At 40.5% G+C, this 25,109-nt stretch carries 24 protein-coding genes; 11 read left to right on the top strand and 13 right to left on the bottom strand.

Going from position 1 to position 25,109, the window contains the following annotated elements; all coding sequences use genetic code 11:
• Positions 1-174 precede the first annotated feature (174 nt).
• The 3 genes from ffh to OQX62_RS00850 all read left to right on the top strand — a co-directional run bounded on the left by ffh (position 175) and on the right by OQX62_RS00850 (position 3,695).
• Positions 175-1,515, top strand: a complete 1,341-nt coding sequence (gene ffh, locus OQX62_RS00860) for a signal recognition particle protein (RefSeq protein WP_265829392.1) — start codon at positions 175-177, stop codon at positions 1,513-1,515.
• A 119-nt stretch (positions 1,516-1,634) separates the two neighbouring features.
• The gene (locus OQX62_RS00855; protein ID WP_265829390.1) at positions 1,635-2,048 is read left to right on the top strand and encodes an OsmC family protein; all 414 of its coding nucleotides are present in this window, start codon (positions 1,635-1,637) and stop codon (positions 2,046-2,048) included.
• Positions 2,049-2,156: 108 nt separating this feature from the next.
• On the top strand, positions 2,157-3,695 hold the full coding sequence (locus OQX62_RS00850) for a YifB family Mg chelatase-like AAA ATPase (protein ID WP_265829389.1): 1,539 nt from the start codon (positions 2,157-2,159) through the stop codon (positions 3,693-3,695).
• On the opposite strand, the gene OQX62_RS00845 is transcribed toward OQX62_RS00850, so the two are convergent.
• Entirely contained in the window at positions 3,696-3,956 is a 261-nt protein-coding gene (locus tag OQX62_RS00845; protein WP_265829388.1) for a hypothetical protein, read from the bottom strand. It abuts the gene before it with no gap.
• Between the two features lie 42 nt (positions 3,957-3,998).
• Complete coding sequence (locus OQX62_RS00840) at positions 3,999-4,580, bottom strand: TlpA family protein disulfide reductase (protein WP_265829387.1); 582 nt, start codon at positions 4,578-4,580, stop codon at positions 3,999-4,001.
• A 60-nt stretch (positions 4,581-4,640) separates the two neighbouring features.
• Here OQX62_RS00840 and OQX62_RS00835 point away from each other — a divergent pair, with 60 nt between their 5' ends.
• Complete coding sequence (locus tag OQX62_RS00835) at positions 4,641-6,788, top strand: S9 family peptidase (RefSeq protein WP_265829386.1); 2,148 nt, start codon at positions 4,641-4,643, stop codon at positions 6,786-6,788.
• Between the two features lie 83 nt (positions 6,789-6,871).
• On the opposite strand, the gene htpG is transcribed toward OQX62_RS00835, so the two are convergent.
• Positions 6,872-8,761, bottom strand: a complete 1,890-nt coding sequence (htpG, locus tag OQX62_RS00830; RefSeq protein WP_265829385.1) for a molecular chaperone HtpG — start codon at positions 8,759-8,761, stop codon at positions 6,872-6,874.
• Positions 8,762-9,365: 604 nt separating this feature from the next.
• Between htpG and OQX62_RS00825 the strand changes: the two genes are divergently transcribed.
• The 4 genes from OQX62_RS00825 to def are packed head-to-tail and all read left to right on the top strand — an operon-like array spanning position 9,366 to position 13,401.
• On the top strand, positions 9,366-10,346 hold the full coding sequence (locus OQX62_RS00825; protein ID WP_265829384.1) for a DUF2157 domain-containing protein: 981 nt from the start codon (positions 9,366-9,368) through the stop codon (positions 10,344-10,346).
• Positions 10,343-11,518 carry a hypothetical protein gene (locus OQX62_RS00820; protein WP_265829383.1) on the top strand — a complete coding sequence of 392 codons (1,176 nt, stop codon included), beginning with the start codon at positions 10,343-10,345 and terminating at the stop codon, positions 11,516-11,518. The genes OQX62_RS00825 and OQX62_RS00820 overlap by 4 nt, the downstream gene beginning before the upstream one ends.
• A 49-nt stretch (positions 11,519-11,567) precedes the next feature.
• On the top strand, positions 11,568-12,797 hold the full coding sequence (locus OQX62_RS00815; protein ID WP_265829382.1) for a M16 family metallopeptidase: 1,230 nt from the start codon (positions 11,568-11,570) through the stop codon (positions 12,795-12,797).
• 43 nt (positions 12,798-12,840) lie between these two features.
• On the top strand, positions 12,841-13,401 hold the full coding sequence (gene def / locus OQX62_RS00810) for a peptide deformylase (protein ID WP_265829381.1): 561 nt from the start codon (positions 12,841-12,843) through the stop codon (positions 13,399-13,401).
• Here def and OQX62_RS00805 read toward each other — a convergent pair.
• The 3 genes from OQX62_RS00805 to OQX62_RS00795 are packed head-to-tail and all read right to left on the bottom strand — an operon-like array spanning position 13,398 to position 15,442.
• A complete protein-coding gene (locus tag OQX62_RS00805; protein ID WP_265829380.1) occupies positions 13,398-14,036 on the bottom strand; it encodes a hypothetical protein in 639 nt (212 codons plus the stop codon). The genes def and OQX62_RS00805 overlap by 4 nt on opposite strands.
• 54 nt (positions 14,037-14,090) lie before the next feature.
• The gene (locus OQX62_RS00800; protein WP_265829379.1) at positions 14,091-14,336 is read right to left on the bottom strand and encodes a NifU family protein; all 246 of its coding nucleotides are present in this window, start codon (positions 14,334-14,336) and stop codon (positions 14,091-14,093) included.
• Between the two features lie 41 nt (positions 14,337-14,377).
• Positions 14,378-15,442 (bottom strand): Mrp/NBP35 family ATP-binding protein, encoded by a 1,065-nt coding sequence (locus OQX62_RS00795; protein WP_265829378.1) that lies wholly within the window; start codon positions 15,440-15,442, stop codon positions 14,378-14,380.
• A 121-nt stretch (positions 15,443-15,563) separates the two neighbouring features.
• Between OQX62_RS00795 and OQX62_RS00790 the strand changes: the two genes are divergently transcribed.
• From OQX62_RS00790 to OQX62_RS00780, 3 genes are all read left to right on the top strand, one after another.
• Entirely contained in the window at positions 15,564-17,720 is a 2,157-nt protein-coding gene (locus OQX62_RS00790) for a transglycosylase domain-containing protein (RefSeq protein ID WP_265829377.1), read from the top strand.
• A gap of 27 nt (positions 17,721-17,747) precedes the next feature.
• Positions 17,748-18,287: a hypoxanthine phosphoribosyltransferase gene (hpt, locus tag OQX62_RS00785; protein ID WP_265829375.1), complete on the top strand. Its 540-nt coding sequence runs from the start codon at positions 17,748-17,750 to the stop codon at positions 18,285-18,287.
• A 65-nt stretch (positions 18,288-18,352) separates the two neighbouring features.
• Positions 18,353-19,012: a phosphatidylserine decarboxylase family protein gene (locus OQX62_RS00780; protein WP_265829374.1), complete on the top strand. Its 660-nt coding sequence runs from the start codon at positions 18,353-18,355 to the stop codon at positions 19,010-19,012.
• A gap of 332 nt (positions 19,013-19,344) precedes the next feature.
• Here the strand turns inward: OQX62_RS00780 and rplS are convergent, their stop codons facing one another.
• From rplS to OQX62_RS00745, 7 genes are all read right to left on the bottom strand, one after another.
• Positions 19,345-19,692 carry a 50S ribosomal protein L19 gene (gene rplS, locus OQX62_RS00775; protein WP_041883657.1) on the bottom strand — a complete coding sequence of 116 codons (348 nt, stop codon included), beginning with the start codon at positions 19,690-19,692 and terminating at the stop codon, positions 19,345-19,347.
• A gap of 162 nt (positions 19,693-19,854) precedes the next feature.
• The gene (locus OQX62_RS00770) at positions 19,855-20,130 is read right to left on the bottom strand and encodes a hypothetical protein (protein ID WP_265829373.1); all 276 of its coding nucleotides are present in this window, start codon (positions 20,128-20,130) and stop codon (positions 19,855-19,857) included.
• Positions 20,131-20,347: 217 nt separating this feature from the next.
• Positions 20,348-21,025 carry a tRNA (guanosine(37)-N1)-methyltransferase TrmD gene (trmD, locus tag OQX62_RS00765; protein ID WP_265829371.1) on the bottom strand — a complete coding sequence of 226 codons (678 nt, stop codon included), beginning with the start codon at positions 21,023-21,025 and terminating at the stop codon, positions 20,348-20,350.
• A 13-nt stretch (positions 21,026-21,038) separates the two neighbouring features.
• Positions 21,039-21,566, bottom strand: a complete 528-nt coding sequence (gene rimM / locus OQX62_RS00760; RefSeq protein WP_265829370.1) for a ribosome maturation factor RimM — start codon at positions 21,564-21,566, stop codon at positions 21,039-21,041.
• A 79-nt stretch (positions 21,567-21,645) separates the two neighbouring features.
• The gene (locus tag OQX62_RS00755) at positions 21,646-22,194 is read right to left on the bottom strand and encodes a 30S ribosomal protein S16 (protein ID WP_265829369.1); all 549 of its coding nucleotides are present in this window, start codon (positions 22,192-22,194) and stop codon (positions 21,646-21,648) included.
• Positions 22,195-22,347: 153 nt separating this feature from the next.
• Positions 22,348-23,331, bottom strand: a complete 984-nt coding sequence (pfkA, locus tag OQX62_RS00750; RefSeq protein ID WP_265829368.1) for a 6-phosphofructokinase — start codon at positions 23,329-23,331, stop codon at positions 22,348-22,350.
• A gap of 12 nt (positions 23,332-23,343) precedes the next feature.
• A complete protein-coding gene (locus OQX62_RS00745) occupies positions 23,344-25,044 on the bottom strand; it encodes a protein-disulfide reductase DsbD family protein (protein WP_265829367.1) in 1,701 nt (566 codons plus the stop codon).
• Positions 25,045-25,109 lie beyond the last annotated feature (65 nt).

The raw sequence follows: 25,109 nt of genomic DNA, 5'->3' as shown, positions 1-25,109 counted from the left end.
CCGCTATTCATTTACCCATTATTTCATACCTGACTATCAGAAGATATACTACAACAATCAAAATAATGCCCGAAATAAATTTCAAATGAATAAAGGTTGATGATATTCAATTCTTTCAGGCAAAATTTAATAACTTTGTTACTTACAATAATTGAGCAAAAAGGAGTAAAGATAATGTTTGAAAATTTACAGGATAAACTAGACCGCGCATTTAAAGTTCTAAAAGGACAAGGAAGCATTTCAGAGATCAACGTGGCCGAAACCATGAAGGAAATTCGTAAAGCTTTGCTGGACGCCGACGTAAATTATAAAACAGCAAAAACTTTTACTGATGAGGTAAAGGAAAAAGCATTGGGCTTGAATGTACTGACTGCGGTTTCTCCGGGACAGTTGTTAACCAAAGTAATGAACGATGAGCTTACAGCCTTAATGGGTGGTGAGGTTACAGAATTAGACTTAAAGAACAACCCTACAATTATATTGATTGCTGGTTTAAATGGTGCGGGTAAAACTACTTTCTCCGGAAAACTGGCAAACTACCTGAAAAGTAAAGGTAAAAAGCCGCTATTGGTGGCGGGCGACGTATACCGTCCTGCAGCAATTGACCAGTTACAGGTTTTAGGGGGACAAATCGGTGTTCCGGTTTATGCGAATAAAGAATCCAAAGACCCTGTTGCAATTGCACTGGAAGGTATTGCTGAAGGTAAAAAACAGAATAACAACGTAATTATCATTGATACTGCGGGTCGTTTAGCGATTGACGAGCAAATGATGAATGAGATTGCGGATGTAAAATTAAATACTAAACCGCACGAAATCCTGTTCGTTGTTGATGCCATGACCGGACAGGATGCGGTTAATACAGCCAAAGCATTTAACGATCGTCTTGATTTTACAGGTGTAGTGCTGACAAAACTGGATGGTGATACCCGCGGTGGTGCAGCCCTTTCGATCAAATCTGTAGTGAACAAGCCAATCAAGTTTGTAGGTACAGGAGAGAAAATGGAGGCACTTGACGTGTTTTATCCGGACAGGATGGCGTCACGTATCCTGGGTATGGGTGATGTGGTTTCCCTGGTTGAACGTGCTCAGGAGCAGTTTGATGAGAAAGAAGCTGCTGAACTACAGAAAAAGATCCGTAAAAATAAGTTTGACTTCAACGACTTTTACAACCAGATCCAGCAAATCAAAAAAATGGGTAACATGAAAGATTTGATGGGCATGATTCCCGGTGTAAGTAAAATGATGAAAAACGTGGAAATTGAAGACGATGCTTTCAAAAATGTGGAAGCCATCATTCAATCGATGACGAAATACGAACGCGAAAATCCGGACAGCATCCAGCAAAGCAGACGTATGCGTATTGCAAAAGGATCAGGTAATAAAATTGAAGAGGTAACTAAACTGATCAAACAGTTTGAAGATATGCGTAAGGTGATGAAACAGTTTTCTAATCCGGCAGCAGCCGCTAAACTAATGCGTGGAATGCCTAAAATGCCACAAGGAAGAATGTAGCCAATTGCAGTAATAGCGGCCGTCGGGAAAATTATCCAATAAATAGGGAATATAATCCATTGACCGATCTATTCTGAGCATGTACATTTGAGTATTAAATCATTTAAATATAAAACAGGATGAAACGTAATGCAACTGCCGTTTGGAACGGAACAATTAAAGAAGGAAAAGGTCATATCACCACACAAAGCACTACATTAAACAACACTCAATATTCTTTCAACAGCCGTTTTGCTGATGGAGTAGGAACAAATCCTGAAGAATTGATGGCTGCTGCACATGCAGGATGTTTCACCATGAAACTGAGCCTTGATTTAACTACGGCAGGATTTAATCCTGAGTCTTTGGAAACTACCTGTAATATCTCACTGGAAGAGGGTGTAATCACTAAATCTGAACTGGTTCTTAAAGCCAAAATAGAGGGAATTACTGAAGAGCAGTTTCAGGAGATTGCCGCAGGTGCCAAAGAGGGCTGCCCGGTAAGTAAAGCATATGCTGCCTTACAGATTTCATTGGATGCATCTTTAGTTTAAAATAAAACACGAAGAATGGCCGTTACCGGTTTGGTGGCAGCCATTTTTTTATGCCTGCTATTTTAAAATAAATTACCATCCATAACTTTTTTGGAAATAAGTTAGCAGATGCTGATAAAAACTTATGGAAGTGCCGTTTTCGGGGTAAATGCAATTACGATTACCATTGAGGTAAGCATTGGGAGTGGTAATAAATACCATATCGTCGGTTTGCCGGACAATGCAATAAAGGAAAGTTTAAGAAGGATAGAAAGTGCTATTCAATCCTCAGGGTTAAGAATGCCGCGACAAAAGATCGTAGTCAACCTTTCCCCTGCAGATATCAGGAAGGAAGGGACAGGATATGATTTGCCAATAGCTATTGGCATTTTAGCAGCTTCCGGGCAGATTACAAGTAAAGATGCAGGTCATTACTTCATTATGGGAGAATTATCCTTAGACGGCGGCCTGCAGCCCATGAAAGGTGTATTGCCAATTGCTGTTGAAGCTTTAAGAGCAGGTTTTAAGGGTTTCATCCTTCCGTCAGAGAATGCAGTAGAAGCTGCGATAGTAGGTGGTCTGATTATCTACGGCATGAAAAATCTTGCAGAGGTCATCAGTTTCTTCAATGGGAAGCAATCATTTGAACCTGTAATTGTCAATACAGCGGATGAGTTTCTGAAAAACAGCAGTAATTATGATCAGGATTTTTCGGATGTTAAGGGTCAGGAAAGTATCAAGAGGGCACTGGAGATCGCCGCAGCCGGGGGCCACAACCTGATATTGATTGGTCCTCCCGGTTCAGGAAAAACCATGCTGGCAAAGCGGCTGCCCACTATCCTTCCGCCCCTGAATTTATCAGAGGCACTGGAAACCACCAAAATCCATTCAGTAGCAGGAAAATTAAATGCCGCAAGCGCCTTGATGACAGAACGCCCCTACCGGAGTCCGCATCATGGGATATCCGATGTTGCCCTTGTAGGCGGTGGTGCCAATCCGCAACCGGGGGAAATCTCACTTGCCCATAATGGTGTACTGTTTCTGGATGAACTGCCGGAATTTAAAAGAAGTGTACTGGAGGTGATGCGACAGCCATTGGAAGACAGGAAAGTAACGATTTCCAGGGCCCGTCTCAGTGTAGAATACCCAGCCAGTTTTATGCTCATTGCGTCTATGAACCCTTGCCCTTGCGGCTTTTATAACCATCCGGAGAAAGAATGCACCTGTCCGCCAGGTTTGGTACAGAAATACCTGAATAAAATCTCAGGCCCATTGATGGACAGGATTGACCTCCATGTAGAAGTGACACCGGTAAATTTTAATGCCCTCACCTCTTTGCAACCGGCAGAAAAAAGTGAGGTGATCCGGCAAAGAGTAATTAATGCAAGGGAAAAACAGGACCTGCGCTTTAATGCCCATCCGGATATTCACTATAATGCTCAAATGAGCCCAAATAGCGTGAGAAAAATCTGTCTGATAGATGATCAGGGACGTGCCTTAATTAAAAAAGCAATGGAGAGACTTGGTCTTTCGGCAAGGGCATATGACCGGATTTTAAAAGTATCCCGTACGATAGCAGACCTCGCCGGGAGTGAAAACATTGAAATCGAACATCTGGCCGAGGCCATTCATTATCGCAGCCTGGACCGCGATCATTGGTCGGGCTGATTACAATTCTTCCTCCAGATCTTCATCCTCTTCCGGCTCCGATACATAAGCAACGATAGCCTGACCAATAGCATTGATCTCAGCATTTTCTTCAAACAAAGGCAGTGCAGTCTCAGGATCCAGCTTCAGCCAGGTAGATTCCGTATCTTTCTGTATCTGTAAATATTCTTTACCGTCTTTAAAAACTACGTAAGTATCATTCCCTTCAGGAAAAATTGCATAATCAATAGTTCCGATAGTAATATCAAATGGTTCTTGCATTGTTGTTTTATTCGTTTAATGATGAATCAGTGTACAAATATACTAATTCGTATCCCTTAGCTTTGTCATAAATGCGATAAACTTGTTGTCGCCGTAATTTGCGGCGCCTGATTCATTATAACTTATCCGACCTTGTTTATCTAATACAACAGTGGTGGGTAAGGAGCCCTTAAAAAGCTGATCAGGAATTTCACTGGCCACGGCATAAATAGGTAGCTGGTATTTCCTCCTCTCCATAAACTCCCTGGCCTTCGGCAAATCACTATCCGCATCTACAAAAATAAAAACTACATTTTTGTCGTCCTTAAACTGTTCATAAAGCTTATTTATTGAAGGCATTTCAGCTAAACATGGCGGACACCAGGCAGCCCAGAAATTCAGGAAAACCACCTTACCTTTCAACGCTCCCAGATCAACCACCTTGCCAGATGCATCTTTAAATAAAACTCCCGAAAGCCCTGCTTCAGGCTCCTTTTTCGCCATATTCGTATCAGGCTTGAAAAAACCAATACCCATTAGTCCCTGTAATACCATTGCTTTCGCCGAGGGCAAAAATAACAGGATCAGCAGCAGCCCGGCAAAAATCACATTGATAATATTCTTTCTCGTAATTAATTTCTTCATGTCAGATATGATTATAAAATCTTAATTTGCATTATCCTAAATCTTCACACCGAACCAGCAATGAAGAGAATTTTACCTGGAATGCTCTTACTTAGCATGACTATAGCTTGTACAAACAAAGATAAGAAAATGGAAATTTATAAATGGCCGGACGTTAAAGCGCCCGTTGCAGAAATCAAACCTACCACCAGAATTTTACATGGAGATACCGTAACTGATAATTACTACTGGATGATCGACTATTTTAAAAAGGGTCCCGACAGCACAAAGGTGGTAGATTATCTGAAAGCAGAGAATACTTATCTGGATCAGATCATGAAAGGTACTGATGCCCTGCAGTCCGATCTTTTTAAAGAGATGAAGGGCAGGATCAAAGAAAAGGATGAGTCTGTGCCCGTGTTTAAGAACGGCTATTACTATTATTCCAAAACAGAAGAAGGCAAACAGTATTTTAAATACTGCCGTAAAAAAGGCAGCCTGACTGCCACAGAAGAAGTTTTGCTTGATATCGATGATTTGGCAAAGGACCATTCCTATTATTCCGCTACAGGCTTCAGTATTAGTCCTGACAATAAATTACTGGCTTACGGCGTAGACAATGTCTCCCGGAGACAATACACCATCCAGGTCAAAAATCTGGAAACGGGAGCCATGTTAGCGGACCATATCCAGAATACAGAGGGTGATCCTGTTTGGGCGGCGGATAACAAGACTTTATTTTATACAGCCAAACATCCTGTAACTTTATTAAGCGAGAAAATTCAGAAACACCGTCTGGGAACTGATGCTACAAAAGATCCTGTTGTATATGAAGAAAAAGACAAATCAAATTATATTGGCGTAGATAAATCTAAATCAGGCAAGTATATCTTTATTTATTCTTCTGCTACTTTATCTTCAGAAGCCAGGATGATTCCTGCTGATCAGCCTGATGCTGCCTTCACCGTTTTTACACCAAGAACAAAAGACGTCTTATACAGTGTTACCCCACTGGCAGATAAATTCCTGATCCTGACCAATTGGAATGCAAAAAACTTTAGACTAATGGAATGCCCGCTGGATCAGACAGGTAAAGCGCACTGGAAAGAAGTGATTGCTCACCGTAAGGATGTCCTGGTGGAAGGAGTTGATGAATTCAAAGATTTCATCGTCATCTCAGAACGTAAAAACGGATTGGCACAATTAAGAATCCGGAATGTAAATGGCAACGAACATTATATTGAATTTGAAGAACCCGCTTATACTGCTGCTGTAGGAAACAATCCGGAATATAACAGTAAGACCTTGCGTTATATTTATACTTCGATGACGACCCCGGTATCCACATTTGATTATGATATGGAGACCAAGGCGAAGAAATTGATGAAGCAGCAGGTAGTAGTAGGTGGTTATAATGCGGAAGATTATACTACTGAGCGCTTATATGCGACAGCAAAAGACGGAACTAAGGTTCCGATATCTATTGTCTATAAAAAAGGCCTTGTAAAGGACGGAAATGCGCCACTGCTTTTATATGCTTATGGCTCTTATGGTCATAGTATCGATGCGGCATTCTCCATCAATAACCTGAGCCTGCTCAACAGAGGTTTTGTGTACGCTATTGCACATATCCGTGGCGGACAGGAAATGGGCAGGGCCTGGTACGAAGAAGGTAAACTGATGAAAAAAATGAACACCTTCACCGATTTTATCGATTGCGGAAAGTATCTCGTCGCAGAAAAATTCACTAGTCCGGCGCACCTGTATGCACAGGGTGGCAGTGCCGGGGGACTCTTAATGGGTGCAATCATCAATCTTGAGCCTGAGCTGTGGAATGGTATAATTGCACAGGTACCTTTTGTTGATGTGGTGAATACCATGCTGGATGAAAGTATTCCACTGACCACCAATGAATTTGATGAATGGGGAAATCCTAAAAAAGCAGATGCATACCATTACATGAAAAGTTATTCTCCATATGAGAATATCCAGAAAAAGGCATACCCTAATATGCTGGTGACTACGGGACTGCATGACAGCCAGGTACAATATTTTGAACCGGCTAAATGGGTAGCAAAATTACGCGCCGAAAAAACGGATAAGAATATCCTGCTCCTTAAAACCAATATGGAATTTGGGCATGGTGGTGCCTCTGGCAGGTTTGATTATTTAAAGGATATTGCGCTCAATTATGCTTTCCTCTTCGCTTTGGAAGGCATTAGCAAATAAATTAAATGCCAGTAAAAACCCCGCAGCCTTTATCAGACTGCGGGGTTTATGTTTATATGTGCAATCTATGCACAGGTAAATGATTAGATTAACTCTACAGAGCGGTTAACAAATGCCGTTAATTCTGCTCCGGTTAACATTCCTTGTGAAAGTAAGGCAAGATCTACAGCTTGTTTAGCTAAAGCACTTTGCTCATCTGCATCTTCAGTTTTCAGAATTCGGTTCACGAGTTTATGGTTACCGTTGATCGCCACTTTATAGCTATCTGGCATATTCCCATAGAAACTCATTCCTCCACCCATTTGTGCCATATCTTTCATGCGGCGCATAAATTCGTCCATAGTCACTGTAACAGGAAATTCTTCCGGGTTAAGACCTACAATCTCTACCTGGAAACCTGGTTTAACAATTGCTTTCTCGAAAACTTCTTTCACTTTGGCCGACTGTTCTTCTGTTAATACAGATTCCACCAGCTCATCTTTTTCAATCAGTTTACTGGCCACGCTTGAATCAACACGCTTCAATAATGTTTTCTCCAGTTTATTTTCCAGGAAGCTGACAAAGTGATTATCAATTGCAGAGTTCATCAGCAATACATCATAATCTTTTTTGTTTGCAGCCTGAATAAAGCTATCCTGTTTAGCAGGATCATTACTGTAGATATACACCACCTGACCATTTTTATCAGTCTGTATCGCCTGTACTTTTTCACGGTATTCATCTAATGTGAAATGCTCGTTTTTAGTATTGGTCAACAGTGCAAAGTCCTTCGCTTTATCATTGAATTTCTCTTCGCTCACCATTCCGTATTTTACGAAAAGTCCGATATCACCCCATTTTTCTTCATAGCCTTTACGGTCTTTATTGAAGAGCTCATGTAATTTATCAGCTACTTTTTTAGTGATATAGCTATTGATCTTCTTCACATTACTATCTGCCTGCAGGAAGCTTCTTGATACGTTAAGTGGAATATCAGGAGAATCGATCACACCATGTAATAACATCAGGAATTCAGGAACGATGTCTTTAACCTCATCAGTAATGAATACCTGGCGACTAAACAATTTGATCTTATTGCGCTGCATATCGAAGTCGTTTTTCACTTTCGGGAAGTAAAGTACTCCCGTTAAGTTAAAAGGATAATCAACATTCAGGTGAATCCAGAACAAAGGATCTTCAGAGAAAGGATATAATTGTTTATAAAAATCAAGATAATCCTGATCTGACAAATCTGCAGGTGCTTTTGTCCATATCGGGTTAGTGGTATTGATAATATTATCAGTTTCTACCGCAACATGTTTAGGCTTGCCTTCTTCATCTTCGCCATCAGGAATTTGTTCTGTTTTAGTACCAAATTTAATCGGCACAGGTAAGAACTTACCATATTTATCAAGAATCTCTTCCAGTTTGCTTTTGCTCAGGAATTCTTCAGATTCAGTATTGATATGCAGAATAATATCCGTTCCACGAGTGGTGCGGCTACCTTCAGTGATTTCATAAGTTGTACTGCCATCACAAACCCAACGTGCCGGCTCAGCACCTTCCTGGTAGGATAAAGTCTGTATTTCAACCAGATCAGCTACCATAAATGCAGAATAGAAACCCAATCCAAATTTACCGATGATTTCATTGGCATCTTTAGCATCCTTGAATTTCTCTACAAATTCGCTTGCGCCCGAAAATGCTACCTGGTTGATATATTTCTTGATCTCTTCAGCTGTCATCCCCAAACCACTATCACTAATGGTAATTGTTTTTTTCTCTTCATCCAAAGCTACTTCAACAATTGGATTGCCCAGCTCTCCATCATACTGACCCAGTGCAGCTAAACGTTTGATCTTTTGTACCGCATCAACTGCATTGGAAACTAATTCACGCAGGAATATCTCATTATCAGAGTAAAGGAACTTCTTAATAATGGGAAAAATGTTTTCGGTGTGTATGGAAATACTTCCCTTTTCTTCTATGCTCATATATTAACTCATTTTTAAGTACATACCAGCCATATCAAGGGATGTTCCAAACATTTTTTTTGTCAAATTGACAGTAATTTGCTTAGGAATATGTTTTCCGGTAAAAGGATACACGAAAGGGATTGTATGTTTACTAAAGGAACAGGGTTAAGGCAGGCTTGGGTCTGCCCCAAGATTAAGCCGGAAGGGTATGGGATGTAGCGTGGGTATAGTGTGCATTGCAAGCAGACACGATGAATGATGCAAGCACGTCAAAAGCAGGTTTCTCTGGAAAAACGTGCTTTTAACGTGCTTCCACCCTGCTTCCAATGTGCTTCCATCCCGACTTACTCTCGTCGTATATCCGTTCAAATTATGAGTAAAACCAGAGCCTGAATACCAGCACTACTGGAAACAGTACCTTTCTGATTTTCAGAACAGCACCTGTAAATTCTGGCCTTGTCCTGAAAAAGCCATTGATGGATAAAAAGAATAGTCAGGCTAAATATGCCCGGGATTAAAGATAAGTTTTTCAATCCTGTTTTTCAATTTTTTCAGTCGCCCTCAATTTAACAAAATCTTTTTCGTATGATTACATAATTGAATAATATATTGCCTGTCTGATATGAATTTTGACTTATATAAAAAATTACATGAGGAAGGACTGATCAGTGATACATCACTTGCAAAAGTGAAAGAAAGACATGATCATCCCCTATTTTCTGTACACTGGGAGTTGAAAACGCTTTTGTATTTAGGCGTGATGTTACTGAGCTCCGGTTTAGGAATATTGATTTACAAAAACATTGATACTATTGGTCACCAGGTGATCTTATTAATGATTGCCCTCCTGAGTGCCAGCTGTTTTTTTTACTGCTTTAAAAGGAAAAAAACTTTTGACAGGGAAAAAGTAAAATCACCTGACTCATTTTTTGATTATATCCTGCTATTGGGCTGCCTGAGTTTTGTCAGCTTTCTGGGTTATCTGCAGTTTCAGTATACTGTCTTCGGCGACCATTACGGGCTCGCCACGCTCATCCCTATGCTGGTATTGTATTATGTTGCTTATCAGTTTGATCATCAGGGAATACTGGGGCTAGCCATTACCAACATGGCCATTTACATGGGGGTAGCCGCAACACCTAAAGCATTACTGAGCGCTGGAACTTATGATGATCCATCGCTGATTAATGTTTACTTACTGCTGGCCATTATATTATTGGCCGTTGCCTTCCTTTCGGAACGTTACAATTTCAAAAAACATTTCAAATTCAACTATCTCCACTTTGGTGTTCATATTGGATTTATTTCCCTGTTAAGCGGTTATTTCTTCCATTATGAGCAGCCATCATGTGTTTTATGGCTGTTAGGTGTTTTTGTTCTGGCTTATCTCTTATATCTGGATGCCGTAAAAAATAAATCCTTTTATTTCCTGCTGCTGACCATACTTTACAGCTATTTTACGATTAGCAGTTTGGTTATCAGGGGACTCGACAGTATGCGCGATAATGATAATATCATTTTTGGCTTCCTGTATTTTACACTTTCGTCAATAGGGCTTGTTATATTTTTAATCCGGTTAAATAAAAAAATAAAAGAGGTATGATTATTTATGATAAAACCAATCTGGACAACCTGATTATACAACAGCAAGCCAGTAATGCGCTGCATATGAATATGATGGATAATGACGAGTTAAAAAAAGTGTCTGCCGCTTATCCTGTTTCTTTTTACACCCCTAATTTCTTTATCCGGAGTGGTCTCTTTATACTGACCTGTATTACTGTTTCTTTCTCTGTCGGATTGATTTCACTTATGCTCTCAAATTTAGTAGATAATTGGGGTTATATTCTTGTCCTGGGACTTATCAGTTATGCCGCACTGGAATTTGTGGTTAAAACCAATAAACATTACCGCTCCGGGATTGATGATGCTTTGATCTGGATTTCTGCAGGATTCTTTTTAAGCGCTTTTCTCTGGCCTGCATTTTCACATTCTACAATTGATGATACGTCTTACTTTTTATCCGTTGCAGGAGTAGTTTGTCTGCTGGGCTTATATTATACGCTGCGTTTTTCGGATGCATTAGCCGCCGCGGTTTGCTTTCTGGCATTTTTTGCCTTCATTGCGATGGAATGGAATCGTATTGGTGCCTTTGGCTCTGCAACGCTGCCCTTTTTGCTGATTGCAGTCTCTTTTGCCAGCTGGTTCTTCGCCCGCATGGCAGGGAAGAGTGCCAAAGCCATCTATTATCTTTCCTGTCTGGATGTAGTGCAAATCATTAGTCTCCTTACACTTTATCTTGCCGGCAATTACTTTGTAGTTCAAAACCTGGGCAATATGTTGTTTGATACCAATGAAGATAGTCCGGGTTCGCTTCCCTTTGCACCTTTCTTCTGGATATGGTCGGTCTTACTTCCTTTTGTTTACATCGGCTGGGGACTAAAAAAGAAAGATGTAATTATGCTCAGGGCAGGCATGCTGCTGATTGCTGCTGCGGTATTCACTTTTAAAATATACTATCATGTGGCACCTATTGAAGTGACTTTAGCCCTTGGCGGCGCTGCTTTTCTTGCCATATCCTACACCATCAGAAGGTATTTAAAGACCCCTAAACATGGTTTTACCTATGAAGACCTGAACGAAAATCATATGCTGGATAAAATCAATGTAGAGTCCCTGCTGATCACCGAAACCTTTTCGGATGGTCCTGCACCTGCAGAAAACAGATTTGGCGGGGGTGATTTTGGCGGGGGTGGCTCAAGCAGTGGATTTTAAGTAAAAATTACAATCGCTTAGCAATGTGATTCTGTATCTTTGCAAGTCAATGGAATACAACGTACACACACTGCCTAATGGCATCCGCCTGCTTCATGTACCATCAGCATCAGCTATTTCTCACGCCTGTATTATCGTGAATAGCGGATCAAGAGATGAAACGGCTGACCAGGCTGGTTTAGCACATTTTATTGAGCATTTGATCTTCAAACGCACAGAAAAACGCAGTACCAACCAGATATTAAGCAGGCTTGAAGATGTTGGGGCAGATCTGAATGCTTATACCACTAAAGAATATACCTGCATCCATGCTTCATTTCTGAATCCTTACCTGGAAAGAACGCTGGAACTTTTTAATGATATTGTATTTCATTCAACTTTTCCGGAAGATGAACTGGAGAAGGAAAAAGGTGTGATCCTGGATGAAATCGCCTCTTATCTGGACCAGCCTGAAGAAGCGATATATGACGACTTTGAAGATCTTGTTTTTGCAGGTCACCCGCTGGGCAGAAACATCCTTGGAACAACAGAAAGCGTAGAAAAGCTTTCCAGGAAAGACATTAAGGATTTTATCGCAACAAATTACCATACGGATAAAATGGTAGTTGCAGTACTGGGCAACTATCCGCTTTCCAAAGTGGTGAAGATTGGCGAAAAACATTATGCCCGTATCAAAGAAAATCTGCATCGGCCAGACAGGAAAGCGCCGGTACCTGCTCCTTTTTTTAATGATCAATTTCCCAAACCAATCTCCCAGGCCCATACTATTATCGGCTCTCAGGCTTACTCATTACACCATCCCTATAAAACAGGACTGCTGTTGCTAAATAACCTGCTATGCGGCACGGGAATGAGCTCAATCCTTAACTTACAGATCAGAGAGAAACATGGTATTGCTTACAGTATAGAATCGGGTTACAGTCCTTTGAGCGATACAGGCATATTCACTTTGTATTTCGGCACGGATAAGGAAAAAGTAGAAAAAGCATTATCGCTGATTTATAAAGAGTTCAAGAAGATTAAAGAGAAGCCACTTACTGAAAGTCAACTGCAGAAATCAAAGAATAAGTTTATCGGCCAGATTGCCCTTGGTGAGGAAAACAGGATTGGTTTAATCGTTTCTATGGCGAAGAGCCTGATCGACTATGACAAAATTGATAGCCTGGAGACTGTCTTTAAAAAGATCGAGGCTGTCACCACTACTGAAATGGCTGCAATTGCAGAGGAAATTCTGGACGAAAAAAATCTAAGTACACTTACGTTTTACCCTTTAGGGTAATATTCGTACTTTTGTATCTCAACGAAAACATTAAAATAAGCAGATGAAACTACCTATTGTTGCCTACGGCGATCCAGTATTAAGGAAAGTATGTGTAAGCATAGATGAAAATTACCCTGATCTGGCTAAACTGATCAGTAATATGTTTGATACGATGTATTCAGCAAGTGGCGTAGGATTGGCAGCACCACAGGTCGGCCTCCCGATCAGGTTATTTATCGTTGATACTGGTGAAGATGAAGAGGGCAACGCTGGTTACAAAAAAGTATTTATTAATGCAGAAATTCTTGAAGAAACGGGTGAGCCCTGGGCTTTTACGGAAGGATGTTTAAGTATTCCTGATATCAGGGAAGATGTGATGCGCAAGCCTAATATCCTTGTTAAATATTATGATGAAAACTGGATGTTACATGAAGAGGAAGTAACTGGTATGCCTGCACGTGTGATTCAGCACGAATATGACCATATTCAGGGCAAATTATTTACAGATACCTTAGGTGTATTACGTAAAAGAATGCTGAAGTCTAAACTGGACTCTATTTCCAGAGGAGATGTACGCGCAGATTATAAAATGAAATTCCCGCAGCAGCGTAAAAAACGCTAGTTCAACTGGCGACTTTTGTCGCCATTAAAAATTTGCTGCATCAGTTTACCCCAGGCAAATGGATTTAATAGTGGATTAGACTGAACCAAGTTCCTGTTTAATTCACGCTCCTGATCCATTCTGAAATTACTTTTAGAGATTTCTCCCCCGTCTCTGGGCAGGGTTCTCATCATTCCGTTTAATGATTCCCTGGATAGGTTTCTTTTCGCTATTTCCATATCATCATCGGCAATTTTCATCGACAGGAAATCTTTGGTGAATTCCTCCACTGTTGCCCATGGATAAACACGTACAGCCGGCAGATAAACGATCTCAGACTTCATCTTTACCATTTCTGTATACTTTTCCTCTTTAATTACTTCAGGCAGGGTAATGGTTTTATCACCATAACCGATTGCATTAAACTGCAGCACATCGCCGGGATGCGCAACAAATGAGAAAAAGCCCTTATAATTGGCACCATAACGCTGCTCCTGATTGGAAAGGTTGGTAATCGTCACATAAGGAACCACAAAATTGCTGTCTGCATCAGTGATGATACCCGAAAATTGGACCAGTTTTTTCCCTGCAGGTGTTTGCTGTGCAAAAACCCCCAAGGTAAAAAATATGGAAATCAACGTGAAAATGTATTTCATCAGCCAAAAATAGCCGTTATAAAAATCCCGGCTAGTTAAATTGTGTTAAATTACCTAAACTGACTCAGTCAGGTTGATTGCTTCTACTGCAGTAATTTCAGGTACGGCTTTCATGATCGCCTGCTCAATGCCGGCTTTCATGGTCATGAAGCTCATTTTGCATGATCCGCAATTCCCCAGTAATTTCAATTTAACTACATTATCTGACGTTATCTCTTCTATAGCTACGTCTCCGCCATCTGCAATAAGATAGGGACGGATAGTTTCTAAGGCTTGCTCAACTTGTTCGGTTAGATTCATGATTAAATTTTAAAATATAAATTTAGTAATTTTTCAGCAAATTATTGCTGTGCATTATGTATTGCTATCTGTTGCGCGATCCTGCCAGCTATTGCTGAAAAGGCCTGCGACACTATACTTTCTTTATTCAGTGCAATTGGCGTACCATTATCGCCTGCCTCAGAAATACTTTGTACGATAGGTATTTCACCCAGAAAAGGTACTTCAAATGATGTTGCAAGCGCTTTTCCGCCATCTTTACCAAAAATATAATATTTATTTTCGGGTAATTCTGCCGGGGTAAAATAAGACATGTTTTCAATAACGCCCAATACCGGGATATTAATGCTCGGCATCTTGAACATGGCAAGACCTTTTCTGGTATCGGCAAGCGCTACCTGTTGCGGTGTAGTCACAATCACCGCACCGGCAATCGGGAAACTTTGCGTAATCGTGATATGAATATCACCCGTTCCCGGAGGAAGGTCTACGATCAGGTAATCCAGTTCTCCCCAGTCGGCATCATTAAATAACTGCTTAATCGCGTTAGAGGCCATTGGTCCACGCCAGGGTACAGGTTGATCCGGATCAGCAAAGAAGCCTAAAGAAAGTAATTTGATTCCGTATTTTTCTATCGGCAGGATCAGCGTTTTTCCATCCTCTGTTTCTCTTGCACTCGGCTTACCACCTACAAGACCAAACATGGTAGGTACTGATGGTCCGTAGATATCTGCATCAATCAACCCTACCTTCGCACCATCCTCAGCCAGTGTAATGGCCAGATTGCTGGCTACAGTAGATTTTCCAACCCCGCCTTTTCCCGACGAAACAAGGATAATATTTTTGATCGCCTTTAACTGTGTCGTATCTGCTGGTTTGGTCACTCTTGAAGTGATATTGATATTTATTTCTGCCTCGTTGTCTACAAAATACTTAATCGCATTGGTACAGGCATTCTTCAGCATATCTTTCATTGGGCAGGCCGGCGTAGTCAGTTCCAGTGTAAAGCTGACTTTTTTACCTTCTATATTCAGGTCTTTAATCATGTTTAAAGTCACCAGATCTTTTTTAAGATCAGGGTCTTCAACATTTTTTAAAGCTGATAAAACTTGTTCGTTACTTATCATGATTCCCCAAAATTAGCAAAAGGACAGTACAATTAATTGATTTTAGGCTTTTTAAGTGTAATTTTAACACGAAATAAACATTTGCATTTAACGTTTAGCAATTAAACATCTATTTTACAGCATGCGTCTTCCAAAAATTAACATCCCTAAAAAATACATCAAAGCTGGTGCATGGATTTTAGGGATATTTGTCGTCCTCCTTATTATCCTTGGTGCCATTGCCTACAGCAAGCGTGAAGCGCTTTTAAAAAAAGTGATAGCCCGCGCTATTACTAAAGCAGACCGGGACTACGGATTAAGTGTGAAGATTGGGGAAGCGGGCTTTAATGGCTTAAGCACAGTGCATATGAGGCATATTTCTGTTGTACCCAAGGACAGGGATACCCTTTCCACTGTAGAAGATCTTACGATTGGTGTTAAAATTTTCCCCTTACTTTTTGGCGATGTAAAGCTGGCTGAAGTGGTATTAAATACAGGGAAGGTAAGTATTGTCGTAAAAGACAGCCTTACTAACCTGGATTTCTTTCTAAAAAGAAAGAAGAAGGATAACCCGGAAAAAAAGAACAAGGTAGACCTGAGTGAACTGGCGCACGACCTGCTGAATCAGGTACTTAATAAGATTCCTGACGACATGGAGGTGAAGAATTTATTGTTCACCCTGAATGATAATGATACGGCAAGATTAAACTTCATGACCACCACCGCCACGATAGATGATGGGGATCTCCATTCTACTATAATTGTAAATAATAACGAAGCCCGCTGGCACCTGAATGGTAAGGTTTACCCCGGCAAGAAACAAATGGATGTTTTGTTTTTCGCTGATAATAAAAAGGTAGAGCTGCCTTACCTTGATCAGAAACTGCATGCAAAGTTCAGCTTTGATACGGTAAGGACGGAACTAAAAAGCGCAGATTATAGCGGTGATAATTTCAAAATTACGGGATCATGGTCGGTCAAAAACCTGTTGATTAATCACGAAAAGATAGCGGCAAATGATATTGTTGTTAAGGATGCACGACTGGATGCAGATTTGCTGATCGGTTCCAATTTTATTGCTCTGGATAGCACATCTACTGTTTACCTGAAAGATGCAGCCATACACCCGTTTTTAAAATATACCCTTTCACCAAATAAAATATATGAGGTAAAACTGCACGCAGATGAGCAGGATGCCCAAAATGTACTGAATGCCTTTCCGCAGGGACTGTTTGAGTCGCTCGAAGGCCTGCAGGTAAAAGGAAAGATCAGGTATGATCTTAATTTCTATCTGGACAGCAGCGAGCCAGACAGCCTGAAATTCAATTCAACACTTACTCCGTATAATTTCAAAATTATGAAGTGGGGGAAAATCAATCTTCAGAAAATCAATGACGTATTTGTTTATACACCTTACGAGTATGGTAAACCGATGCGGGATATCACGATTGGGCCATCTAACCCCAATTATACCCCCTTATCACAAATATCCAGTAACTTCAAAAATGCACTGCTTACTTCCGAAGACCCTTCATTTTTTAGCCATAAAGGTTTTGTAGAAGAGTCTATCCGCAAATCTTTTGTCATCAATTTTAAAGAGAAAAGGTTCGTGAGGGGCGGTAGTACCATTTCGATGCAACTGGTAAAAAACGTGTTTTTAAGCCGTAATAAAACGCTTGCACGTAAAGCAGAAGAAATACTGATTGTCTGGTTAATAGAGAACAACAGGCTGATCAGTAAACAGCGGATGCTTGAAGTCTACTTCAATATCATAGAAATGGGTAAGAACATTTATGGTATCGGTGAAGCTTCCAGACAGTATTTTGGTAAGAGTCCGGCAGACCTGAGCATAGGTGAGGGTATCTTTCTGGCCAATATTGTACCCCGTCCCAAGATTGCTATGTTTAAGTTTCGCGGGGATGGTGGTTTGAAAGACTACATGCTGCCTTACTTCAGGTATATGGGCAGAATTATGGCAAGACGCGGTCTAACGCCCGCAGACACCAGCGGTTACGGGTTTTACAATGTGAGACTTCGTGAGGGTTTACGTCAGTATCTCCTTCCTGATTCTGCTCAGGTGGATACTACCGCTTTTGATGCAGATACAGATGCACCGGTTAAAATGCAGGATGAGTCTAAAAATCTTTTCGACAGGTTATTTGGCAAACCTAAAAAAGATTCTGTTGCCCGTCAGCAGATCAAACCAGACAGTATTCCCAAAACAAATAAAGAGCTCAGACAGGAACGCAGGGAGAGGCGGAGAAGAGAGAAAGAACAGGAAAAAGCGCAGCAGAATTAGCTTATAATTTTTGAAAAATACAGATAGATGAATACAGTTGAGGTTGCAGACAAAAAATTTGAACTGCTGATTGAAAATGACAATATCAATAAACGTACACGCCTGATCGGCATTCAAATGAATGTAGATTATGAAAACCGCTGTCCTGTTTTTATAGGGGTCTTAAACGGAAGTTTCCTGTTTATGGCAGACCTGTTAAAAGAAATAGAAATTCCATGTGAGGTAGGATTTATCCGCGTATCATCCTATAAAGGTACAGCAAGCACAGGAACGGTCAGGGAGACCTTTGGTTTGCCAGATACGCTGAAAGACCGTGATGTGATCCTTGTGGAGGATATTGTGGATACCGGCTTTACCCTGAAATATATCCTGGAAAAAGTACATTTACAGCAACCTGCTTCTGTACGTGTATGCACGCTGTTATATAAACCGGATGCGATTCAGACACAAATTGACGAGCTGGAATACGTAGGATTTGAGATTCCTAATGAATTTGTAGTAGGCTATGGTTTAGACTATAATGGCCTGGGCAGAAACCTAAAAGACATCTACAAGGCAATCCCTTAATAATACTTGATCTTTTCCCAATAAATTTTCACAATTTTGCAACTCAAAATTATTTATTCAATAAAATGACAATACATAAAGAAGGCTATACGACCATAGCGCTCTCCCTGCTTTTTATATTTATCTTAAATGCTGTTATTGATTACAGATTTGCAGATATCTTCTGGTTAAGATGGTTTGGATATATTGCTTCCTTTGCATTATTTATTACTGTACTACAATTTTTCAGAAATCCGTCGAGATCATTTCATACCGGCAACAATCTTGTAATCTGCCCTGCAGATGGTAAAGTTGTAGTGATTGAAGAAACAGAAGAAGGAGAGTATTTCAAAGACAAAAGATTACAGGTTTCCATTTTCATGTCACCTGTAAATGTACATATCAATAGAAATCCAATCTCAGGAGTGGTAAAATTCTTTAAATATCATCCCGGAAAATATCTTGCTGCCTGGAACCCGAAGTCATCTACCGAAAATGAGCGCACAACAGTCGTTGTAGAACATCAAAACGGAACGCCGGTGTTATTCCGCCAGATTGCTGGTGCCTTAGCCAGACGGATTGTATGGTACGTTAAAGAAGGTGATGTCGTAGAACAGAGCAAAGAATTCGGATTCATCAAATTCGGATCCAGAGTAGATATCTTTCTTCCTCTGGAAACTAAAATAAATCTTGAGCTTAACCAGGTGGTTAAGGGAGGTATTACTGTTCTTGCGGAACTTGTATAAGCTTCAAACTATTTAAAATAGGCAAAGCCTATGATATCATTCAAAGCCTGTATCATTCAAATGGTGCAGGCTTTCTTCGTTTACAGCCATTACCACAAAATTATATCTTCCCGGCATGTCCTGTACCCTATCCTGTTTCAGGCTCCAAAACATTCCCGCAACCAGGGATTGAATTGTGGTTAAACAGATCACTCATGTCAAACAGGAGGAAAGCGCATTTAAGAAAGACAGGTCATCCTAAAATGTCTTCTGCACCGGCCTGTATGTGAAAATTCAGACGCACAAAAAAGCCCTCCCGATGTAATCGGAAAGGCTTATATGCTGTTGAGTGATTAAACTCTTTTTGACTTGATACGAGCAGCTTTACCAGTAAGTTCACGTAGATAGAATAATTTCGCTCTACGCACTTTACCGTGGCTGTTAACTTCAATTTTAGCGATGTTTGGAGAGTTTATAGGGAATATACGCTCTACACCAACACCATTAGACATTTTACGAACTGTAAACGTCTCATTAGCACCTACGCTATTACGTTGTAAGACTACGCCCTGGTAAATTTGAACACGTTCTTTATTACCTTCGCGAATTTTATAGTGAACACTCACTGTATCTCCTGATTTGAATGCAGGAAACTCGTTCTTTGCGATTACCTGCTCTTCAACAAATTTTACTAAATCCATGATTTTAAGCTATTAAGCCGACTTTTTGTTGTTTAAAATCGGACTGCAATATTAAGAATTTTATTTTATAAAAAAAAGTGATTTTTGTTTTTTTCCACATTCTTTATGATTTCCACATCCGTTCAGGTTAAAGATACAATTGGAAACCAACAAAAAATATGTCTATTTCAGCTCTTTAATCATGTCTGAGAGGCTTTTACCTGAAATTTTTCTATTCTCCAGCCCCCCAACTTTTGTGCTGAATATAATTTCCATTTTTTTTACCTTTTCATAAGGGATATCCTGTTTCTCTTTCAGCTTGATATGACGGTAATTATGAAAGGTGTTCGTCGAAATCTTAAGTATAGCCGGGATCTTCCTCATGGCAAACTTATATTCCTTTACTGTCAGCTTATCTAAGAATTCATTAATTTTGTATTTTTCAATTTTTTCAGCCATAACTATTCTCTCAACAAAGATTTAAATTTATAAAAAATGTGTCTCGCAACTCAGCGACCTTTACTTTCGTAAAAATACAAATAATTTCTATAAATAAATTTATTTGGCTAAAAAAAATATGTTATTGCCGGAAATATTAACATACAATCGGATTTAAAATACAACCTTCTGCATATCAATAATTTACAATATGGTTTTGACTAATAAAAAAAGAAACCTAATCTTCTAATAAATCAGGACGGCGTTTAAGCGTTCTTGCAACAGCTTGTTCATGCCTCCAGTTATTGATTTTAGATTCATGCCCGCTGAGCAGAATGTCCGGCACCTTGTGACCTTTCCAGTCGGCCGGACGCGTATAGATAGGCGCATCCAGTAATCCTCCCTGAAAACTATCAGAAAGCGCAGAGGTCTCATCATTCAGTACACCCGGTATTAATCGCACCACGGCATCTACAAGCACCGCAGCGGGTAGTTCTCCGCCAGACAGCACATAATCTCCAATCGAGATTTCACGGGTTACATAGATATCCCTGATCCGCTGGTCAATTCCTTTGTAGTGCCCGCAAAGAATAATCACATTGCCTTTACCGGATAGCTCATTCGCCATGCTCTGGTTTAAGGTAACACCATCGGGACTCATGAAGATCACTTCGTCATATTCCCTTTCTGCTTTCAGCGCTTCGATACACCGTGCAAAAGGTTCGATAGACATTACCATACCACTTCCGCCGCCGTAAGGATAGTCATCTACACTACGCTGTTTATTCGTGGAGTAATCCCGCAGACTGTGTACTACAATCTCTGCAATTCCTTTGGTCTGCGCCCTTTGTAAAATAGAATGTGCAAAAGGACTTTCCAGTAAATCTGGCAAAACAGTAATGATGTCGAAACGCATAGGAAAGGGGGGATTAATTTGAAAGGTAAAGATCCAATAAGCCGTCAGGCAAATCAACAAGTAATGTGCCTTCATCCTCATCAATTTCCACGATCAGATCCTCATTTAGAGGAAACATGACCTCCTTGTTCTGGTAAGAAACGGTAGCTACGAATTGTTGCGGATATTCATTAATCTCGATGATCTCGCCCAGTTCTCCTTTTGTTTCATCAGAAACAATGAAACCTTTCAAATCATTATAGTGAAAATCATCATCAGAACGATCCGGCATTTTGCTCAATGGCAGATAGATCTTCTTTTTCAGCAGGGGCTGTGCCTTATCGATATGATCGATATCGTCGAAATAAATATTACCTGTATTATTAGGCTGCATTTTGCAGACTGACACGAAGAAAGGAACCATTTTACCATTGATATCAGCAAATACAACATCCAGATCCAGTAACTCTGGTTCATCATATTCAAAGTACAGCTGAACTTCGCCTTTTAACCCTTTTGTCTTGGTAATATATCCTATATAAAATGCCTCTTCGTGCGTCATGGTCTTTTTTTAAATAAAAATAGCGAAGAAAATCATTCCTTAAAGAAAGATTCTTCGCTATAATCAAGAATAACAAATACTATGCTTCTTCTGTTTTTTCTTCTGTAGTTTCTTCTGCAGCAGGAGTTTCTTCTGTTACTTCTTCTTCAGCAACAACTTCTTCTTCGACCGGTGCATTTTTCAATGCAAGTGCAGCTTCACGATCAGCATTTTTCTTAGCTTCAGCAGCTAAGGCAGCTTGTTTCACTTCACCTTTAGATTTTACAAGGTTTTCTTTTTTACCTTCGATTTTACCGTCTTTAGCACTTAACCATTCAGCAAATTTAGCATCAGCCTGTTCTGCAGTTAAAGCACCTTTTTTAACACCACCTTCTAAGTGTTTTTTGTATAAAACACCTTTGTAAGAAAGGATAGCACGACAAGTATCCGTAGGCTCAGCACCTTTGTTTACCCAGTCTAACGTTTTTTCGAAATTGATTTCGATAGTTGCAGGATTGGTGTTTGGGTTATAAGAACCTAAACGCTCAATAAATTTACCATCTCTTGGTGAGCGGGAATCTGCTACCACTACGTGGAAAAAAGGTTTCCCTTTTTTACCGAATCTTTGCAATCTGATTTTAGTTGCCATTTTTGTATAAGTTTATGTATTCAACATAGTTCCCGGAGCTGCATGCTTGCGGGGATGCAAAAGTAAGTAAAATACTAATGATTAACAAGATGCAATATATTTAAATAACAGCCCCACGATTTTTACGGGGCTGCACTATATTTAAGAGGTGTATTACAGCGAAAGGATCTCTACTAATTTTAACCAGGCCGGTGTTACTTCTTCAGCATCAATGTGTTTAATGGCATGATCAAATGGTGTGAATAGAATCTCCCTGTTCACTTGCCCAACCATCTCACCAGAGTGACCGTTTAGCAAACCCTCTACTGCGGAGACACCAAAACGGCTGGCCAGCACACGGTCCATACAGCTCGGTTTTCCTCCGCGCTGAATATGTCCCAGAACGGATACGCGGATATCATAGTTCGGAAACCTGTCTTTAAGGACTTCTCCGACATTAAAAGCACCGCCTATTTCATCACCTTCGGCTACAATAATAATTTTAGAGGCTTTATCTTTACGGCCGTACTCCAGACGTTTAGCCAATCCTTCAACGCCCATATTAGCTTCCGGGATCATGATTGCCTCAGCACCGACACCAATACCGCTTCTCAAAGCAATTAAGCCAGAATCACGACCCATTACCTCTACAATAAAAAGACGGTCGTGCGACTCTGCTGTGTCCCTGATTTTATCAATCGCGTTTACAACCGTATTAATAGCAGTATCATAACCAATGGTAAAATCAGTACCGGCAAGGTCGTTATCAATTGTGCCGGGTAAACCTATTACCGGGAAATTATGTTCTTTGGTGAAGAGATTGGCACCGGTAAAAGTACCGTCACCTCCAATTACCACTAAAGCGTCAATTCCATTACTGATGAGGTGATCGTAGGCTTTCTGTCTTCCTTCAACGGTGCGGAAGTTATCACTTCTTGCTGTCTTCAGGATCGTCCCTCCGCGCTGAATAATATTGGCGACAGACTTACGGTCCATCGGTATAAAATCACCACAAATTAAACCTTCGTAACCACGTAGTACACCTGTAACGGTTAAATCATAGTATATACCCGCTCTGACTACTGCCCTTATGGCAGCATTCATACCCGGTGCATCTCCTCCTGATGTTAATACAGCTATGTTTTTAATTTCACTCATTAGTTCTTTTTCTTATTTATTGGATGCTTTAAATTTATCAAGTCCGCTTTTCAGGTAGGCAGCATAGTCCTTAGCTTCAAATATCGCTCCCTGAGGTGCAACAAGCGGCTTTAGATCCTGACCGGTCATCACATAAAAAGGTTGCGAATTAGAATTATAATTCGTTGCCTGGAAATCACCATTCCATCTTCCGAGATCATCTGTGGTTGTACGCAGGATCTTAGAATAATGAACTTTTTCCGCAGGCATTTTCACTGAACGTTCATCAACGTAAAGCTGAATCAATACAAATTCATCTTTGATCAGGTGTCCTACTTCCGGATCAATCCATACTTTATCTTCCATCTTTCTGCAATTCACACAGGCATGTCCTGTAAAATCAATCAGAATAGGTTTATTTACTTTTTTTGCATAAGCCATTCCCTCATCGAGGTCAAAAAATGCATTAAATCCATGTGGCGGATGCAGCACATCATTGTATTTCACAGTAGCCGGGAATTCTGTACTTCCCTGCACTGCTGATGAAGTATTGCCGCCAAGGATAAAGTCCTGCGTATTTAACGGCGGTGCGATACCACTTAATATATTCACCGGGGCTCCCCATAATCCGGGTACCAGGTACATCGCAAAAGACAGAGAGATAATCGCAAAAAATAGTCGCGGTACCGATACAAAAGGTACATCGCTATCATGTGAGAATTTGATTTTCCCTAATATATAGATGCCCATCAGTATAAATATGACGATCCACAGGCACAAGAAGATTTCACGGTCAAACCACTCCCAGTGCCATACCAGGTCGGCCGCCGATAAAAACTTCAACGCCAGCGCCAGCTCAAGGAAACCAAGACATACTTTCAGACTGTTCAGCCATCCGCCTGATTTAGGCATGCTGTTCAGAAAACCCGGGAAAATTGCAGATAAAGTAAACGGCAATGCCAGTGCTAAAGCAAAACCAAACATCCCGATGGCGGGCGCAAGGACTTCACCTTTAGAACTCGCCTGTACCAACAGTGTTCCTATAATAGGTCCCGTGCAGGAGAAAGACACTAAGGCCAATGAAGCAGCCATAAAGAAAATCCCACCCAGTCCTTTACTGTCGTCAGCCTTCTGGTCTATTTTATTTACGATCGAACTTGGAAGGGTAATTTCAAATGCTCCAAAGAAGGAGACTGCAAACACAACCAGTAAAATAAAGAATATAAAATTAAACCATCCGCTACTGCTCAACTCGTTTAGTTTTGCGGATCCGAATACAAGGGTAATGAACAGACCAAAGGCTACATAAATGATGATAATGGAAATACCATAGATCAGTGCCTGCCCTATTCCTTTATTTCTGCTGCCTGCCCTTTTGGTGAAGTAGCTGACCGTTAACGGTACCATAGGAAAGATACAAGGCATCAGGAAAGCGATGAAACCACCAACAAGTCCCTGAATAAAGGTCTGCCACAAAGTTTTTTCCTGTTCATTCTGTGTAGTGGCCACATTTGCTGCCGGCACTGTAGCCGCAGCCACCACCGTATCTTTTTTTACTGTATCGGCAACAACCACATTTGCAGCACTATCAGCAGGAGAACCGATTTCTGTAAACTGAATATCTTCATCTACGGCAGCAGTGGTGTCCTGGCTTTGCACAAAAGCAAAAACCTGTGCATTATGAAAAGAAACCATAACCAGCACAAGGCCAAGCATCAAAATTAATTTTTTCATTCGTATATTATTGTTTTTTATCTGTCATGAAGCCTGCATCAGCTTTAATCTGTCCTTTTTGAGCC

Origin of the sequence: Pedobacter sp. MR2016-24 (assembly GCF_026239655.1) — a bacterium.
Taxonomy (GTDB): Bacteria; Bacteroidota; Bacteroidia; order Sphingobacteriales; family Sphingobacteriaceae; genus Pedobacter.
The sequence above is the reverse complement of the archived record's forward strand: the minus strand, read 5'-3'. Positions and strand labels throughout refer to the sequence as shown.

Coding starts and splice junctions, on each gene's coding strand:
- OQX62_RS00845 (WP_265829388.1), bottom strand. CDS start 3,956: ATGCAAGAACCATTTGATATTACTATCGGAACTATTGATTATGCAATT.
- hpt (WP_265829375.1), top strand. CDS start 17,748: ATGAATACAGTTGAGGTTGCAGACAAAAAATTTGAACTGCTGATTGAA.
- OQX62_RS00815 (WP_265829382.1), top strand. CDS start 11,568: ATGGAATACAACGTACACACACTGCCTAATGGCATCCGCCTGCTTCAT.
- OQX62_RS00795 (WP_265829378.1), bottom strand. CDS start 15,442: ATGATAAGTAACGAACAAGTTTTATCAGCTTTAAAAAATGTTGAAGAC.
- OQX62_RS00780 (WP_265829374.1), top strand. CDS start 18,353: ATGACAATACATAAAGAAGGCTATACGACCATAGCGCTCTCCCTGCTT.
- OQX62_RS00825 (WP_265829384.1), top strand. CDS start 9,366: ATGAATTTTGACTTATATAAAAAATTACATGAGGAAGGACTGATCAGT.
- OQX62_RS00835 (WP_265829386.1), top strand. CDS start 4,641: ATGAAGAGAATTTTACCTGGAATGCTCTTACTTAGCATGACTATAGCT.
- OQX62_RS00855 (WP_265829390.1), top strand. CDS start 1,635: ATGAAACGTAATGCAACTGCCGTTTGGAACGGAACAATTAAAGAAGGA.
- OQX62_RS00770 (WP_265829373.1), bottom strand. CDS start 20,130: ATGGCTGAAAAAATTGAAAAATACAAAATTAATGAATTCTTAGATAAG.
- OQX62_RS00755 (WP_265829369.1), bottom strand. CDS start 22,194: ATGGCAACTAAAATCAGATTGCAAAGATTCGGTAAAAAAGGGAAACCT.
- trmD (WP_265829371.1), bottom strand. CDS start 21,025: ATGCGTTTCGACATCATTACTGTTTTGCCAGATTTACTGGAAAGTCCT.
- ffh (WP_265829392.1), top strand. CDS start 175: ATGTTTGAAAATTTACAGGATAAACTAGACCGCGCATTTAAAGTTCTA.
- OQX62_RS00840 (WP_265829387.1), bottom strand. CDS start 4,580: ATGAAGAAATTAATTACGAGAAAGAATATTATCAATGTGATTTTTGCC.
- rplS (WP_041883657.1), bottom strand. CDS start 19,692: ATGGATTTAGTAAAATTTGTTGAAGAGCAGGTAATCGCAAAGAACGAG.
- htpG (WP_265829385.1), bottom strand. CDS start 8,761: ATGAGCATAGAAGAAAAGGGAAGTATTTCCATACACACCGAAAACATT.
- OQX62_RS00820 (WP_265829383.1), top strand. CDS start 10,343: ATGATTATTTATGATAAAACCAATCTGGACAACCTGATTATACAACAG.
- def (WP_265829381.1), top strand. CDS start 12,841: ATGAAACTACCTATTGTTGCCTACGGCGATCCAGTATTAAGGAAAGTA.
- rimM (WP_265829370.1), bottom strand. CDS start 21,566: ATGACGCACGAAGAGGCATTTTATATAGGATATATTACCAAGACAAAA.
- pfkA (WP_265829368.1), bottom strand. CDS start 23,331: ATGAGTGAAATTAAAAACATAGCTGTATTAACATCAGGAGGAGATGCA.
- OQX62_RS00805 (WP_265829380.1), bottom strand. CDS start 14,036: ATGAAATACATTTTCACGTTGATTTCCATATTTTTTACCTTGGGGGTT.
- OQX62_RS00790 (WP_265829377.1), top strand. CDS start 15,564: ATGCGTCTTCCAAAAATTAACATCCCTAAAAAATACATCAAAGCTGGT.
- OQX62_RS00800 (WP_265829379.1), bottom strand. CDS start 14,336: ATGAATCTAACCGAACAAGTTGAGCAAGCCTTAGAAACTATCCGTCCC.
- OQX62_RS00850 (WP_265829389.1), top strand. CDS start 2,157: ATGCTGATAAAAACTTATGGAAGTGCCGTTTTCGGGGTAAATGCAATT.
- OQX62_RS00745 (WP_265829367.1), bottom strand. CDS start 25,044: ATGAAAAAATTAATTTTGATGCTTGGCCTTGTGCTGGTTATGGTTTCT.